16 protein-coding genes are annotated in these 15,399 nt (G+C 35.3%); 11 read left to right on the top strand and 5 right to left on the bottom strand.

What is annotated here, in order from left to right; translation table 11 throughout:
* The first annotated feature begins 53 nt into the window (after positions 1-53).
* Together MHB44_RS13495 and MHB44_RS13490 are read left to right on the top strand one after the other, a co-directional pair.
* Positions 54-1,763 carry a methyl-accepting chemotaxis protein gene (locus MHB44_RS13495; protein WP_341299577.1) on the top strand — a complete coding sequence of 570 codons (1,710 nt, stop codon included), beginning with the start codon at positions 54-56 and terminating at the stop codon, positions 1,761-1,763.
* An 87-nt stretch (positions 1,764-1,850) separates the two neighbouring features.
* Positions 1,851-2,591: a hypothetical protein gene (locus tag MHB44_RS13490; RefSeq protein ID WP_235473375.1), complete on the top strand. Its 741-nt coding sequence runs from the start codon at positions 1,851-1,853 to the stop codon at positions 2,589-2,591.
* A gap of 93 nt (positions 2,592-2,684) precedes the next feature.
* On the opposite strand, the gene MHB44_RS13485 is transcribed toward MHB44_RS13490, so the two are convergent.
* The 4 genes from MHB44_RS13485 to MHB44_RS13470 all read right to left on the bottom strand — a co-directional run bounded on the left by MHB44_RS13485 (position 2,685) and on the right by MHB44_RS13470 (position 5,430).
* Complete coding sequence (locus MHB44_RS13485; RefSeq protein WP_341299576.1) at positions 2,685-3,437, bottom strand: LytTR family DNA-binding domain-containing protein; 753 nt, start codon at positions 3,435-3,437, stop codon at positions 2,685-2,687.
* A gap of 12 nt (positions 3,438-3,449) precedes the next feature.
* The gene (locus tag MHB44_RS13480) at positions 3,450-4,256 is read right to left on the bottom strand and encodes a GHKL domain-containing protein (protein ID WP_161804061.1); all 807 of its coding nucleotides are present in this window, start codon (positions 4,254-4,256) and stop codon (positions 3,450-3,452) included.
* Between the two features lie 459 nt (positions 4,257-4,715).
* On the bottom strand, positions 4,716-4,865 hold the full coding sequence (locus MHB44_RS13475; RefSeq protein ID WP_152927980.1) for a cyclic lactone autoinducer peptide: 150 nt from the start codon (positions 4,863-4,865) through the stop codon (positions 4,716-4,718).
* 1 nt (position 4,866) lies between these two features.
* Positions 4,867-5,430: an accessory gene regulator B family protein gene (locus tag MHB44_RS13470; protein WP_053994483.1), complete on the bottom strand. Its 564-nt coding sequence runs from the start codon at positions 5,428-5,430 to the stop codon at positions 4,867-4,869.
* A 300-nt stretch (positions 5,431-5,730) separates the two neighbouring features.
* On the opposite strand from MHB44_RS13470, the gene MHB44_RS13465 reads away from it, so the two are divergent.
* The 5 genes from MHB44_RS13465 (at position 5,731) to MHB44_RS13445 (ending at position 9,753) form a co-directional block, all read left to right on the top strand.
* Entirely contained in the window at positions 5,731-5,994 is a 264-nt protein-coding gene (locus MHB44_RS13465) for a PqqD family protein (RefSeq protein WP_341299575.1), read from the top strand.
* The gene (locus MHB44_RS13460) at positions 5,987-6,415 is read left to right on the top strand and encodes a lasso peptide biosynthesis B2 protein (RefSeq protein WP_053994485.1); all 429 of its coding nucleotides are present in this window, start codon (positions 5,987-5,989) and stop codon (positions 6,413-6,415) included. The genes MHB44_RS13465 and MHB44_RS13460 overlap by 8 nt, the downstream gene beginning before the upstream one ends.
* Complete coding sequence (locus MHB44_RS13455) at positions 6,396-6,911, top strand: hypothetical protein (protein WP_341299574.1); 516 nt, start codon at positions 6,396-6,398, stop codon at positions 6,909-6,911. Before MHB44_RS13460 ends, MHB44_RS13455 begins: the two co-directional genes overlap by 20 nt.
* A gap of 109 nt (positions 6,912-7,020) precedes the next feature.
* The gene (locus MHB44_RS13450) at positions 7,021-8,349 is read left to right on the top strand and encodes a transposase (RefSeq protein WP_053993626.1); all 1,329 of its coding nucleotides are present in this window, start codon (positions 7,021-7,023) and stop codon (positions 8,347-8,349) included.
* Between the two features lie 195 nt (positions 8,350-8,544).
* On the top strand, positions 8,545-9,753 hold the full coding sequence (locus MHB44_RS13445) for an asparagine synthase C-terminal domain-containing protein (RefSeq protein ID WP_053994488.1): 1,209 nt from the start codon (positions 8,545-8,547) through the stop codon (positions 9,751-9,753).
* Between the two features lie 163 nt (positions 9,754-9,916).
* On the opposite strand, the gene MHB44_RS13440 is transcribed toward MHB44_RS13445, so the two are convergent.
* Positions 9,917-11,464, bottom strand: a complete 1,548-nt coding sequence (locus tag MHB44_RS13440) for an ISL3 family transposase (RefSeq protein WP_053994489.1) — start codon at positions 11,462-11,464, stop codon at positions 9,917-9,919.
* A 516-nt stretch (positions 11,465-11,980) separates the two neighbouring features.
* Between MHB44_RS13440 and MHB44_RS13435 the strand changes: the two genes are divergently transcribed.
* From MHB44_RS13435 to MHB44_RS13420, 4 genes are all read left to right on the top strand, one after another.
* Positions 11,981-13,258 carry an IS110 family transposase gene (locus MHB44_RS13435; RefSeq protein ID WP_341299573.1) on the top strand — a complete coding sequence of 426 codons (1,278 nt, stop codon included), beginning with the start codon at positions 11,981-11,983 and terminating at the stop codon, positions 13,256-13,258.
* Between the two features lie 397 nt (positions 13,259-13,655).
* Positions 13,656-13,880 carry a hypothetical protein gene (locus tag MHB44_RS13430; protein WP_053994490.1) on the top strand — a complete coding sequence of 75 codons (225 nt, stop codon included), beginning with the start codon at positions 13,656-13,658 and terminating at the stop codon, positions 13,878-13,880.
* Between the two features lie 105 nt (positions 13,881-13,985).
* The gene (locus tag MHB44_RS13425; RefSeq protein ID WP_053994491.1) at positions 13,986-14,435 is read left to right on the top strand and encodes a hypothetical protein; all 450 of its coding nucleotides are present in this window, start codon (positions 13,986-13,988) and stop codon (positions 14,433-14,435) included.
* Between the two features lie 432 nt (positions 14,436-14,867).
* Positions 14,868-15,398, top strand: a complete 531-nt coding sequence (locus tag MHB44_RS13420; RefSeq protein WP_053994493.1) for a MauE/DoxX family redox-associated membrane protein — start codon at positions 14,868-14,870, stop codon at positions 15,396-15,398.
* Position 15,399: the final 1 nt, after the last annotated feature.

The raw sequence follows: 15,399 nt of genomic DNA, 5'->3' as shown, positions 1-15,399 counted from the left end.
AACTAACAGAGAGTACTTATATGAGTATGACAGGAAAGGGGAGAGGATGAATCGTGAACTTACGCAATTCATTAACTTTTCAGCTTGGAACGATTATCGCTGGTATTTTAGTGGTGATGCTAGGGATTACATCGTTTGCTACATACATAACTGCTTACAATAAACTGTATGATGCTGCCGGTGTAGAGGCCTACGGATGTGCCAATATTACAACAGGGTTGATTAAACCAGAAGAACTAAGCAAGGCAATTCGTGGCGATAAAGAGGCACAGGCACGTATTGGTAATGATTTAAATTGGACAACGGACCATAAAGATATTTTTCAAACACAATATATTTTAGCGCTTGATGGCACAATATTGGCGCTTGATAATAATTTAGCAGAGAAGGGTTACGCACCTGGTGATTCATTCTATCTCGATAAAGAAGCTATGGATATGCTGCTGACACATGGACATCCAGCCTATTCACAGCCTTATGATTTTGCTGATATGGAGCGTTTATCTGGTTATGCACCAATTTATCAGGATCATGATCCAAGCAAAGAAATTATTGCTATCAGTGTCATTGATTTTGATGCCAATATTGTAAAAGAACGCACTTGGGATGTAGTGAGAAGTGGCATCTTAATTAGTATTTTCCCAATGCTTCTTGCATCTATTATTACGGGCTTTTTAATTCGTCGTAAAGTCAGACCTATTAGTGTTTTAATTCAGCAGGCAAAAGAGATTGCGAGCGGCAATTTAGCAGTGGCAGAAACAAAGGTAAACAGTAAGGACGAGGTGGGAGATTTAGCCAATACCCTGAATCAGATGACAGCTAGTTTACAAAATATGATTATGATGATGCGTTCAACCTCTGTAACATTAGTAACGAATGCAGATGAAACGGCTGCTACCTTGAACGATATGACAAATACAATTCAAGGTGTAGCCAATAATATTGAAGAAGCATCCAGCGCGGTAACAGCAGGAATGCATCATGCTGAAAATGCCACGGATGTTCTTACTTCATTAGCGAAGGACCTACAAGGAATTCAAAGTAATGCTACTAATAGTGCCCACAATGCGCAAGCAACAATGCAACTTGCAACAGAGGGTGAGCGACTGGCAAAGGATATTAGCCATGATATGACATTAATCCATAAAGGCTCAGATGAAGTAAAACAAACGGTCGAAAACCTAGTGACATCTGCAACAAAAATTCAAGCGATTACCACATCTATCGCAAGCATTGCCTCCCAAACGAATCTATTAGCGCTAAACGCTTCCATCGAGGCAGCTAGAGCAGGCGAGCATGGCAAGGGCTTTGCGGTTGTTGCGGAGGAGGTACGCAAGCTTGCGGAGCAGTCAAATCAAGAGGTTTTACAGGTTGAACAGCTTATTCAGGATATTATGAAGCATGTACAGCAAGTAATGGCATCAACAAATGATAATACGCAATATATTGAAAAAGGGACAGAAACCGTCCTTTTAACAGCGCAATCTTTGGGAGATATCTCTACTGCCGTTGCTACAACCGTAGAAGAAATGATTGCGATTTCCAATGCGTTGACGAAGGAAAATGAAAAATCAGATCGAATTGTGCAAATGATTCAACAACTCACTGAATCGATACGGGATATAGAAGAAACGATGAATATGATTACTGTAGCTGCGCAGCAAACAACAGCAAGCATTGATGAGGTAGCAAAAGGCTCTAATGAAACCACTCAGATGGCTCATACACTAGAGCAGCATGTAAAGGCCTTTCAATTAAAATAATTGTAGAAAGGCTACCTTTTGCTTCCCCTCTAAAGATGGTACACTGGCAATAAGATTTTTTGTTTGGCGAAGGTGAGGATTTTAAGCGTGGTAAAACAGATGGATGAGCAAGTTCAACAAGTCAATGATTTATTTGTGAGTGGGCAAGTAAAGGACAGCTATCAATTAGCAAAAGCCATACTAAGCCAAGATCCAGCGATAGCGGATGAGAGTCGTCAGCTCCTCCAACAGCATATTGCATTACTTGAGGCGAATGGTTATGCCAATATGCCTATTCCAACGAATGACAAGGTAAAGCAAAGTGTGGAACGAACAGATGGCTCGTACCCTGAACGAGATGTCCTCGCTGCCTATATAGGTAGTAAGGATCATGAACAGTTTGGCAACGTAGTCGATGAATTATTGGCAGGAGAGGTGGCAGCACAGGCAACCGCCTATTACACGATGGCAGAATACTATGTTCTGACAAAAGAGCATGATAAAGCGATGCTGCAATTTGCAGAGGCGATTAAGCTACAACCAAATAAGGCACTATACTGGGGCGCATTTGCTCAATTTTTAAACCGTACAGAGGGCAATCCGTACTTGGCATTACGCCTGATTGAAGAAGCGATTCATTTAGACGGGATGAACCCCCGCTGGCACTATATTCAGGGCAATATTTTTTTCCAACTAGTGGCGGCTACGAAAAATTTAAGCTATTTACCTGCTTTAGAGGAAGCGTGGACTAAGGCGAAAAAACGATGTTCAGCTAAACAGGTCACATTGAAAATGGATATTGCTAAGTTTGAGGATCTGTTAGTGCAGTGGAAAAAGCAAATGCTATAATAAGATTAGGCATTAAGTACAATATAAAAAGGATTTGGGAGCCATGTTCCAAATCCTTTTTTCATCCTCTTTGAGAATAATATCGTACTAGTACTATTCAAAGATAATAGTTGAGGTAGAAGAGAGTGCTTTCCTGAGTGCTTTTTTATAGCGCAGTGAATAGTAGCAAATAGAACTATTTTTCAATGTAATTGTGCGCATTGTTATGTCAATCTTTTGAATCTGCTGCAAATTGACAATATACCCTCGATGACAGCGGAAAAAGCGTTCATCCAGTTGCTGTTCAATATCCGTTAAATTATTGAAAAACTCATATACACCGCTTTTTTCCTGCATCTTAATTTTATGAGAGTTGGCCGATGTAGCAAAACAATAAATATCCTCAAAGGGAATGAGCTTCACATACTCACCTATCTTCATTTGAAAATGCTTGCCTATATTTTGGGTGTGTATGCTTTGATGTTTTTGATAGGCAATCTGTAAAGTTTTGATTAAGTTTTCGGCTAAATTAGGCTCATTTTTCACGATGAAATCCAATGCTGCAATTTTATAAGTAAAGGTTAACCTTAATTTATCAGCATAGGTTGTAATAAAGATAATAGTGGCTAAGGGGTCTTTTTCACGTATAACATTCGCTAGCTCTAAGCCGTTTATCTCATGCTGAAGCTCAATATCTAGTAAAAAACAATCCGCTCGATTGTCCTGTAAGTAGGTAAAGACCTCCGATGGATTGGAGGCAACTAATGCAATTTCAACATCCTCATATTGAAATAAAGAAGAGTGGATAATCGTTGATTGTAAAAATTTTCGTTGTCGTACATCATCCTCACAAATAACAATTTTCACAATAGATTCCCCCTAAAAAATTTGTAGTTCCTGAATAAAGTATTGTTTGTCAATACGCGTATTTAATGTAACATTCGGATAATTTTTTAAGATTTCTTCGACATTGACTAAACCAATACCGCGCCCTTCTCCTTTAGAGGAGGCGTGATAATCAAAGATAGTAGAAATATTTAAATTAGCATCTTGTAAGGGATTATCAATGATAATAACCACAGCTTGTTCGTGAGAGTGTAGAATAGCAACGTGTACGACAGAATTAGCGATCTCTACACTTGCTTCAATCGCGTTATCAATTAAAATGCCAAGTACCCTTGTTAAGTCAATAAGGTTCATCCTAACAGAGGATATCGTCTGCGGAATTTCTATGACAAGTTTTTGTTGTAAACGATTTGCAAATAATAGCTTTGAGGATAGCAAGCCTTTTAGCTCAACAACTTCTAAATTTTCCAATGTACCAATCATCTTACTTTGAAATAAAGTCTGCTGCTCCATTTGCATAATATCCGTATAAAAATAGTGCTGTAACCCCTGTAAATCCTTATTTTCTATATAATCTTGTAACGACATTAAAATATTTATATAATCATGGCGAAACTTTTGCATATCTGTATTCACTTGCTCCAACGCCTGCATATAATCAAAAAACTGCTGCTGTGCTATTTCCTTTTGTCGGATCATTTGCATTTGCTGAAGACCTTTAATAAATAAAGAAACAGCTAGTACAACTAATACAATATAGATAATTTGAATAAAGAAATTCGCTGTCGTTAATGCTTTATTATCCTGTACACCTAAAAAGAAGACATTTAGGTAGAACATAATAAGTGTTAGGCTCCCAATAAAAATTAGTAATAGTTGTATTTTGAAAGGAAGAAGCAGCAAATATAACCTCTTTTTTATAAAGATTTTATATAGGATGCTGAGTGATATAAAGCATAGTATAAACCAAAGTGTTTCAAATAAGACTGAATGAGTATTAAGTTGATTATTGATAAGCTGTGCTAAATTATCTGAAAAAACCATAAGCATTAGAACAACGATTACATCAAAAATGGTTATAACATTTTTTTTGAATGAGTAAAATAACCAACTAGCTGCAATGAATAAATAGCCGATAGCAATAAGTTGTGGAACATATATTAATAGTAAGCAAGATGGTATTACTACAAAGCTAACAGATTGCACAAGCATTGTTTTAGTTGGTCGGATAGTGAGCAGGTAGAACAATGCTCCAAACGCAAGTGTGAAATCTCTTACTATGAATAAAAGCATAATGAATTAACCTTGATGGAAGGGATGTTCTTTTTTTAAAGTATCAGGTAATTCTTCTTCATAAGCAAAGGCTCTACAAACATAAACCATATCCTTTTGAGTGATAGACATAATAAGATTTGACATTTTTTTAATAATTGTTTCAAGATAATTCATATTAAACAGTCTCCTTCTTCTGATTATAGATTTCTAATAAAAGCATGAAAAGCTCTAAAAAAATACCTAATGTAATGAATTTTAGTAAATTATTAGGAAATAGTAAATAGATACCGTATAAAATGATAGCACGTTGATAGATTTTCTTTTTCAAATAGTCTCTATGTGCAGCATTAAGAATAGAGTGTTTTTTAGTACCTCGGGGTGCTAAAACTACTATTAATAATAAGCTTAGGAATGTCACTATATACAAAAATAGTATATCTACCTCTATATATGTAGTCAGCTTACATAGGATAGGAAATAATAAAATACTTCCTATTAGACATTGTTTACTTGTTGGAAAATGATAGCCAAAGCATACTTGTCTTAATATATAAAAGGTTAGATGAGTAATAAGGACTTCTACTAAACACCCTATTAAAATGGTAATCATATAGACAACAAACAGTCTACTTGCCTCTGACACAATTACTTTAACACCATATTCAATTTTTAGCCTCTCCGTTTGGGTATGGGATTCAAACGTGAATAGATTGACTAAATGATTTTCTATATATTTCATAAATGCCCCCTTTACCTTCCTATTCTACATAAATTTTATAAAAAATGGGATAAAAATTCCTGAAATGCTGTTTTTTCTTCCTAATAATTCAGAATGTCGAAAAGTCTAGTGTTTAGGAAGAATAAGTTATTTTTAAGGGAAAAATAAGCTGTGTAATAAATTTTTTGTGTATTCTACATGTAAGATATGATTTAGCTAGCAAATTACATATCTAAGTTCAACGTTCTCAATAGTACTACTACAAAAATAATAAAATTTGAGCTATAACCAAAAAAAAAAATTAAATTAAGAGGTAGTTTTATGGAGATAAAAACCAATAAGAATATCATTACATATGAAGAAGAGGAAGAAATTATAATAATTAATATTGTAGAAAACAGCTTTTATGCACTAGATTATATTGGCTCTATTATATGGAGAGAAATATCTAAGCACCAAGAGTTAGAAGCCATTTTTAAAAGTTTAGTCAGGGTTTTTAATGTGGATAAAGACGAAATATATATAGATGTAACTGAATTTATCAATGAATTAGAGAAAGCAGGAGTGATAGAAATAAATGATTAGGAAAATACACCTTTTTCTATCCATACTCATACATTTGATTGTTTTTGATATTGAATTATCCTATAAAGGTTTCAATAAAACTTTTAAAAATTATTCTCAAAAATTTAATAATGTAAAAGAAATAATGGTTGTAAATAATGAAAGTGATAAGAATGCCATCGAGGAATATTTAGAAATGATGGATATTGTGTGTACTTGGTATCCGAGAAAAGCAGATTGTATCCAGAAGTCATTTTTAGGTTACAGATTACTCAGAAAAAAATATGCTATTCCAGTCGAAATAGCAATTGGAATAAGAAAATATCCATTCGCAGCACATGCTTGGCTTGTTTATAATGATATGAACTTTTTATATGATGAGGAAGATACAGCTCATTTCAAGATTATTATGAATACAAAATATGAAAGGGACGGTGGTTAAAATTAAATGGTTTTTAGCAACGGTAGGAGTACCGATTGAGAGGAAGACATATGAAGATATACTATCAACAGAATACAATGTGAGTGCTGCGAGTATATATGAAAAGATTGATGAGTTTTACTTTTGTTATACAGACCTTAATAAGGTAGCAAAAACTAAGATCAATTTTAAAAATATTCTTATTCTTGGAGATATATCGATACATAATAAAAGTGAGTTATTTGAAAAATATAGGATACATAAGAATATCGAAGACCAAGAAATTATATCTCATATGTATAACAAAAATGGGATAGATTGTGTAAAAGATTTAGTAGGGGAATTTTCATTTGTTTTGATCGATATAGTGAAATTCAAATTTTACATTGTTAGAGATCAAATTGGAGTAAAAACAATTTTTTGGTTAAGAAAAGATTATGGATATGTTATCGCTAGTGATATCTTCCTTCTACAACCTTATTTTAATTTTAATGATATAAGTGAGTTAATTTCATAATTCTAACCCCTTGTCTCCCAAGGGTTTCAAGACAATAAAAAACGGGCACCTCCCCATTTTGGTATAATTTAAGTGACCAAACCAAAATCAACCAAGAGGTGAATGCCCTATGACGATTGTAAAACAAATGAGCCTTTTTGACATCCATGAATTATTGAAAATGGAAAGTTCTCGTCGTTTTGATGCGATTTTAGCCACTTTCGATGTGCAGCCGATCTTTCAGCTATTTCGAAAGAAGACGATGCGTGGTGCTCCACGTGAATGTAATTACGGGGCGATGATTCAATCATTGATTATTCGCATTGTCGAGCGTATCCCAACCGTTAAAGATTTGGTCAATCGTTTAACGGTTGATTTTGTCTTTCGTTTAGATTGTGGCTTTTTAGTTTCGGACACCGTGCCATCTGAAGCCTCGTATTCACGTATGGTCGACGCGATTAGTCAATCAGATGTGTTAGATCGCATGCACGATGAACTGATTCAGACTGCTTTTACAGAAGGTTTTCTTGAAGAAGAACATCTTGGTTTTGACGCGACACATTTTGAAGCGAGAGATGCCGCAAAACCTTCTGAGAAAAAAGAAATCGCTCCGAAAAAACGGGGGCGTAAATCAAAGGAAGAACGTGCTGCCTGGCTCGCTGAACAAGCCGAAATCGAAGCGAATCAAACGACTTATGAAAAGAAGTTGGAAGTACAAATAACCATTCCATTGATGACTCTTTGGCAAGAAATTCCCATTGAACCAAAGTGGGGCATTAAGAAAAATAGCGATGGTAAAAACACATTCTGGTACGGCTTTAAAGGGCATTTAGCTGTTTCGACAAAAAGCCAGTATATCGTGGCGCGTCTGATGTCTTCCGGAAATCTGAGTGATAGTAAAGCGGCGATTCCGTTACTAAAAAAGGTGAATCACATCATGCCTAACCATTTCACAACGGCCATTTTCGATGCGGGCTATGATTATGAAGCGATTTATCGCCAAATATGGATACATGAGATGAAACCTGTGATTCCTTATGTGAAAAGACGCGAAGGCGAAATGGTTGGTTTTGATGAGCATTTCCGTCCAACCTGTGTGCGTGAACATAGCTACTGTTACGACAGCTTTGATGAAAAATATCAGACGCTTAAGTTCACGCGTCCAAAAGAATGCGCAACCTGTCCATTACGTGAGGATTCGCTCTGTCAAAAGGTATTTAAAATTAAATGTGAAACAGATCTCCGCAAATACACGTATCCAGCACGTGGCTCCGTAGTATGGAAAGCAATTTATAAGGAACGCACAGCTGTCGAACGAGTAAATGCCTATTTAAAGCAATTCTTTCAGTTAAACAACGTCCGCCACAGAACCGGTAGAAAAGCCAAACTGCACTTCAATCTCGTGACGTTTATTTATAATGCCTGCAAATTAGCAGTCGATCGTATGAATGTATTTTGACAGCTTCAAAACAACGCAACGTAATTTTAAAAAATTAAAAATCAGGCACAGGAGCAGTCTAAGCTCTTAAAAAAATCGAATTATGAAATTGATTCAAGTACAGAATATTTTAAAGAATACTTTTTAAGAAATGGCGTAATTGACACAGTTCTAACTCCATATAAAGAAGTAAATAGAATTCCAAGTGGCCATTATTTGAGTCTAAATTCAAATCATCAGAATTTGATTAAGTATTGGGATCTTACATCTATAAAAACGACATTACAGTATATCAGTGAGGAAGAGTATATTGAAGAGTTTTCTTCAATTTTAAGTCAGGCTGTAGAATCTAGAATAGCTAAAGGTCAAAAGAATTCTATTCTGCTGAGTGGAGGACTAGATTCTACTTCTATATATGCATTAGCAAAGAACATAGAAAAAAAAGAAACCGAAATTAAAGGTTTCAGTGCAGTTTTTGATGAATTAGAGGAGTGTGATGAGAGATATTATATCAATATATTGATGGATTTATATGACGACAAAACTAATAGTTTGAATTTTGACAATATTCTAATGTTTGATGATTTCCCGTATTCTGTACCTTTTACTTTTGAACCACATGTAAATACCATTACATTTAACTTCACATTTAATATTGTTTTAGAGGCGGCCAAAAAAGGTTTTAATAATATTCTTAGTGGTTATGCTGGTGATCATCTTTTAACTGGTTCATTATATGTAGCAAACGATCTTTTGAAAAGAGGAAGAATAAAGGAAGTTTTTTCATACGTAACAAACTATTCAATTGGTTCTAATACTTCTGCCTTAAATAATTTTTTAAAATTTGCCTTATTACCAAATGTTTTGAATGATAGTATCCAAATTAAAAATAGCAATTATTATTTTGAGATTAAGAGAAAAATGAAAGAAATTAAGCATTATCATCAAAAACAAATGTATTTCCAAATTTCGAATGCAAAGACACATTTATATACGGATAGGGTCATTGGTTCATTAACTAAATCAAGTCTTCATCATCCTTTCTTAGATAGAAGATTAATTGAATTCGTATATAAAATTCCTGGAAATTTAAAACTTAAGGATGGGCAAACGACTAAATACATTCTTCGTAAATCAATGGAACCTTATCTGCCTAAAGAAATTATTCATCGAAGAAACAAAACAACCCATTTAGTTTATACATACAAAGGAATTAGGAAAAATTGGGATTTGATTTACCGATCTATAGGGGACCCTTATATTGTAAATGAATTAAACTTGGTATCGAGGGAAGTTTGGAATGAAGAGTTAATAAAGTGGAGAAATGGTGTAGAAACACGCGAGGATTTTTGGACACTTTTTGCGATGGAAGTGTGGTTTATTCAGTATAAGAATAAAAGTAAGAATGCTCTTTCTATAACATAAAGAGTTTTCTTTAAAAAATATAGTTGACCAATTGAAATTAATCAAAAAATTATTGATTGGTCACTTCCTGTATAAATGTCCGTACGAGAAGGTTTTTACGCAAAGTTGGTGAAAACATTCAGACTTATGTATAACTACAATTCAAAGTTATTTCAGAATACAATCAAAACCGATATTGCATCCGTTTTTCCAGTAAATCTGGTTTTGCGCGACCATACATCATGCGTTTAATCCATTTTAATCGATTTACTTGTCCCTCCAATAAACCATTTGAATAGGGGGATGCAAAAGCATTTTTTACAGCCGCTAAATCTAAACGAAGTCCGGTACTATAACTATGAAAAGGTGAATTTTTATTCGCCAGTTGTGTGTGCATCCAATCGATTAAAGGCTCGATCGCTCTGTTCTCGAATATAGTTCGATATTCTTGTACTATTTTTTCGAGTGGTTCAAGAAATGAATATAGATGCTGGCACTTCTCCAACACTTGCTTCTGCTCATCATTCAATTGCTGAAAACCTCGCCAAATCCATTGTGAAATTTTTGCTCTTGAAATTTGTTGAATCAACGCTTGAGTAATTCCTTTCTTTTTGTTTGCACGATAAGGCTCTATAAAATGGCGAAGAGCAGAAAGACTGCCGTTGTAGCCTGCTAAACGGATTTTCTTGAGAATTTGATCGGTTGTAAGATGCTCGGTATCATACGCTACAATCAACTCATAATAGGGCTGTAGCTTTGCTTGTGCTGGCTTTGTTTTACGCTTTGTTTTCCGTGGAGGCGTGACTTGTTTTAAATATTTGTAAATGGTGCCACGACTTAATTCATATTTTTTAGCTAGGTACGAAATCCGTACACCTTCTTTGTAATCGTCTTGTACTTGCTGAATCAACTGCCAGCGTAGTTCATCTATAGGCTTTTCTTTAGGTAATTCAATTATTTGATTTGGTTCAATCGACCATTCAATTTGTGCAGGCAGTTTTTGATCAAGCCATTTAATTAACGCTTCTTTTGCATTTTTAATCAAATGCCAGCGATCACTTATTTGTTGGATTGCAACGTTTGCATTGGTGATGGCTTCTCGATACGTTTTAGAGCCGTCCCTACTAACGGTTTGAATATGTGGTCGCGCTACAAGCCAAGATTCAATGAGTTTGCTCGTTCTGCTAGGTAAAATGGCAAGGGGTTGATGTGTTTTTAAATCACAAATAAGCGTCCCATAATTATGACCTTTTCGAAAAGCGAAATCATCGATACCAATTGCGGTTGTCTGTGGTATTGCAATCATTGTTGAACGAATCAGCCTTAGAAAAGTATCGTGGCTGATTCTTCTTAAGTAGGATTGGGCTACTCGCTCGGCTTGTCGGCAGCTCATTGAAAAGGCTAATTTTCTTAAGAACTGTTGAAGTCGTTCCGTTCTCCTTGCGTACGGTAGAAGCCATGAAAAGCGTTCTGTAAAAATACGCTGTTGACAATAAATTTCTGTACAAAACCATTTTCTCGATTGTAAACGGATAAGAACATGTTGACTACCAACGGAGAGATCTTGTAGTTCACGTGTATAAAAACTGTGTTGGTGCTTACTTTGCGAGCCACACGATGGACAAAATGCATATGTTTTTGTCAGTTGTAAATAAAGGATAACAGCTGTTTCTGTTGTTTGAAGTGAATAAAGCGAAAGCTGTTTTTCAGGTGCCTGCCAAGGTATCAACATGAAAATCAGTCCTTTTTAATACTATACCCGAAAAACAAGTAGTCGTTGCTTTCACCAAAAGAGCGTAAGAACCACGAGAATGTACATTTTTGCTTGACTAAGCATGTACACTTTCGCTCAAAGTGTGTTTCTCTATACATGTGTATGAATAATTACAACTTGACCTGGAGACCTCTACTCGTATGATTCATTAACCAAAAGCCAGTTATTCCAAGAGCTGGCTGACCAAACAAGGCTATCATGCTCGCCTCTCCAAGTAAAATTGTAATAGACACTGGGAATCAAAAATGTACACGGTTAAACGAATGTTTTGTACATACTTAAAATGGTGTTTATACTTCCTGCAACAAAAATTAATATAAGAGAATTCTATTATTTGTACAAGGGAAAAACAAGGAGCATTCCTGTTAGAAGGATTTTCGGGGACTTGAATAAAAAGAGCCCTCTTGGTATGATGCGGGGTGTCAAATCATCGACGAATTGACCCCTAATTTGTTCACCAAGGAGGACTCCACTATGCATTCTAATACGAACCAAAAAATTAATCAAGTTTCTGAACAGACGTTAGTCATTGGCATCGACATCGCCAAACATAAACATTTCGCTTGTGCCATCGATGACCGAGGGCGTGTGCTCCAACAATCATTTCCAATTGCCCAATCACGCATTGGATTTGAAGGCTTTTATGAACGCTTGCTTGCCTTAAAAGCAGCGCATGGCAAACAAGAAATCCTCGTTGGTTTCGAACCAACAGGTCACTACTGGATGAACCTAGCAGCGTTTTTAACAAACTACGGGATTCCCTTTGTGATGGTGAATCCGATGCACGTCAATCGTTCGAAAGAATTAGATGACAACCTGCAAACGAAAAATGACCAAAAGGACGCGCTTGTCATCGCTCGTTTAATGCGAGATGGCCGCTTTAGTTATCCACGGATGTTAGTGGGGGTAGAAGCAGAACTCCGCAATGGGGCGACGTTACGTGCCAAGATACAAGCCGATTTAAATGCCCTTCAAAATCGCATCATTCGTTGGTTAGACCGCTTTTTCCCAGAGTTTACCCAAGTGTTTAAAAGCTTCGGAAAAATGGCGTATGCGGTGCTTGAAAAAACACCATTCCCAATGGATATTCAAGGGAAAACACTGGAAGAACTCCTCTTCCTGTATCGCCAAGTAGAAGGGATGAAAAGTCCCCAGCTACCAAAGGCTAAACAATTAGTCGCGCTAGCCCCTCATTCGATTGGACTAACGGAAGGACTTGTGATGGCCCGTGTTGAAATCGCCACACTTCTTGCGCAGTACCAGCTGATGCAGGCACAGCTTGACGAATTAACCGCTCAACTAGTCGAGTTAGCGAAACAAATGACGGATTATGAATACCTCGCATCGGTTCCTGGGATGGGCGATGTGACCATTGTCAATTTCCTGTCCGAAGTCGGTTCTTTGACCCAATACAATCACCCACGCCAATTAATCAAACTAGCGGGGTTAACTTTACGGGAGAACTCTTCCGGGCAACAGAAAGGACAAAAACGAATCTCGAAGCGAGGGAGACGTCAATTACGTGCGCTTCTGTTCCGCGTCATGATGCCCTTAATTTTGCATAATCCAGCGTTTAAAGCACTACACGAACATTACACCACACGCGCCATGAATCCGCTACGTAAAAAGCAGTCGATTGTCGTGCTGTGTGGCAAGTTACTGAAGATTTTACATGCCTTGTGCAAAAAGAAAACGGTGTTTAACGCCCAGCGAATGATGAACGATTTCACCCAGCTTCAAAGCGTAGCGTAAGCGGTACGAACAACAGTCAAAATCAAGAGGATGACACGGAGAAGCCGGCATTATTTATCCCATTCGACGATGCAAATAGCTAAGAGTCCCTAAAGGAGCATCGCCAGCCTCTGCCTTATGAAGAGACCGAACGAAGGAATGTACGCGCTAACCAAGACGCCTAGAGACATGGGAGGGTACGTCCTCATAAGCAACGCAGAGATCCAATGTGCATCATATAACGGAACGGAAAGTTAATGATTACCAATTAACGTTAGCGTAGCGTACCCACCAACTGTTAAACAATTGCATTAGTAGAAAATAACGAGAAAGAAGGACAAGAAAAAAATATTTTTTCAGTGATCAAATCGGGTCAAACCGTTGATATACCAATATTTATAGAGGGAGGTTATCAATAATGATGACGCAATATGTAAAGCCAACAATGATTAAACTAGGAAAAAGTGAAAAATTAATTCAAGGTGAATGTGGTTTCGGTGCAGAAAATTTGACATTAGATAAAACAGGTACTTACTGGACGACTAGAAAAAAGGAAGTTCACGTCGGATGGTTGCCTGGATTGGTTGCTGTCTATCAATGTAAGTGGACAAAAGCTTGTAGCAGTGAATCAAATAATTGTTAATTAATTTTGTTTAAGTACTAATATAAATAACAAACCCTTGTACAAATATCACAGTTCTTTAATAAATCTGAAAATCAATACTACTTAAATAAAGGTGAAAACAAAATGGAAATGAGTTTTGTAGACTTCATTCTTATATTTGTGTTTATTTTTAGCTATTTTTATACGTATTATTCGCTTGCTAATAATCATAAATTTCTAAAAAATATAGTAAAAAGTGATAAATACAATTTAGATCTTGAAGGATACGAGGGCTATATTATTGTAGGATCAAAAGAAACATACATAAATGATATAAGCCTTTTTAAAATAATCAACCAAAAATTAAGTTCAGAAAGAAGTTGTTTACTTCTTGATATCTCGCTTGCTGATAGAGATACAATGTTTGATTTGAATATTTTAGAAAAATTAAGTTTGAATACTATTCCCAGTATTCTCTATTTTCAAGATGGAAAAGTTACAGAAATTATTAATTTCGCTGAATTTGATGATGCTACATCACTTATAAAAAAAATCATAAATTTCCATGATAGAAAGGAAATAATGAATGGATAGTGCCGCAATATTAACCAAAGTAGTTAGTATTCCCCTAGGGTTACTTTTCTTGAAAAGTAGTATTTCTAAATTGAGGAAACCTTATCAACTTTATTTAGCTTTTGAAAGTTACAATTTTTTTAAAGAACAGAAGATATTAAGAATAGTAGTATCATTTTTTTTGAGCTTAGAAGTTATTCTTTCGTTAGGTCTATTATATCCAGTTAATTTAAAGATAATTTTATCTCTAGGTATATTTTTACAATCTATTTATTTGTTAATAATGATTATGAATATTAATAAAAGTTTTTCGAATAACTGTGGCTGCTTTCCTTTAAATGTTCCAAAGGAAGTATCGTTAAAAAATTTACTTACTAATTTATTTATTTTATTTATTTTTATTCTAATATTTGGATTAGAGAACAGAGGATAAAAAGGAGTCTTTTGATTATTATGATCTTTAGCATGTCTGTTGGTTTTCTATTATTACTTTCGGGAGTTATGAAAATGTTAACCCCTAACTCTGCAGCAAACTTATTTGTTGAATTAGGGCTCAATTCTTTCCAGCTATCAAAACTTTTAGGTATCTTATTCTCTATTGTAGAAATTTTTTTAGCCATTTCTCTTTTTTTAGTAAGTGAAAGTTTACTAGTTAATATTATTTCAGTAATAATTTTTTCAATATTTTTACTAGTGAATATTAAATCTTTAACGAATAAAGAGAAGAAAAGTTGTTCTTGTTTCGGGAAGTTGTTAAAAACAGAGTTAGGTTATGGAGGTATAGTTCAGTCTCTTATTATGTTGATTATTGTATTTTTAAATATAGGAACTGAAAAGCCAGGATTTCTTATGCTTGTTAATAACAAAATAATTTTGCATGAGCTAATACTAGTTGTAATAGTTTCAGTTCTCGGAACAATCACATTAATTTTCATCAGATCAACAATCGACACAATAAATAATAATTTACTGGGTAAACTATAGG

Origin of the sequence: Lysinibacillus sp. FSL H8-0500 (assembly GCF_038051955.1) — a bacterium.
Classification (GTDB): domain Bacteria; phylum Bacillota; class Bacilli; order Bacillales_A; family Planococcaceae; genus Lysinibacillus; species Lysinibacillus macroides.
Note: the sequence above shows the minus strand (reverse complement) of the source record. Positions and strands in the feature narration are given on the sequence as shown.

Bases quoted from the DNA above. Each gene is read 5' to 3' on its own strand.
- MHB44_RS13480 (WP_161804061.1), bottom strand. From the start codon at position 4,256: ATGTTCTACCTAAATGTCTTCTTTTTAGGTGTACAGGATAATAAAGCA.
- MHB44_RS13475 (WP_152927980.1), bottom strand. From the start codon at position 4,865: ATGAATTATCTTGAAACAATTATTAAAAAAATGTCAAATCTTATTATG.
- MHB44_RS13470 (WP_053994483.1), bottom strand. From the start codon at position 5,430: ATGAAATATATAGAAAATCATTTAGTCAATCTATTCACGTTTGAATCC.
- MHB44_RS13465 (WP_341299575.1), top strand. From the start codon at position 5,731: ATGGAGATAAAAACCAATAAGAATATCATTACATATGAAGAAGAGGAA.
- MHB44_RS13460 (WP_053994485.1), top strand. From the start codon at position 5,987: ATGATTAGGAAAATACACCTTTTTCTATCCATACTCATACATTTGATT.
- MHB44_RS13455 (WP_341299574.1), top strand. From the start codon at position 6,396: ATGAAAGGGACGGTGGTTAAAATTAAATGGTTTTTAGCAACGGTAGGA.
- MHB44_RS13450 (WP_053993626.1), top strand. From the start codon at position 7,021: ATGACGATTGTAAAACAAATGAGCCTTTTTGACATCCATGAATTATTG.
- MHB44_RS13440 (WP_053994489.1), bottom strand. From the start codon at position 11,464: ATGTTGATACCTTGGCAGGCACCTGAAAAACAGCTTTCGCTTTATTCA.
- MHB44_RS13435 (WP_341299573.1), top strand. From the start codon at position 11,981: ATGCATTCTAATACGAACCAAAAAATTAATCAAGTTTCTGAACAGACG.
- MHB44_RS13430 (WP_053994490.1), top strand. From the start codon at position 13,656: ATGATGACGCAATATGTAAAGCCAACAATGATTAAACTAGGAAAAAGT.
- MHB44_RS13425 (WP_053994491.1), top strand. From the start codon at position 13,986: ATGGAAATGAGTTTTGTAGACTTCATTCTTATATTTGTGTTTATTTTT.
- MHB44_RS13420 (WP_053994493.1), top strand. From the start codon at position 14,868: ATGATCTTTAGCATGTCTGTTGGTTTTCTATTATTACTTTCGGGAGTT.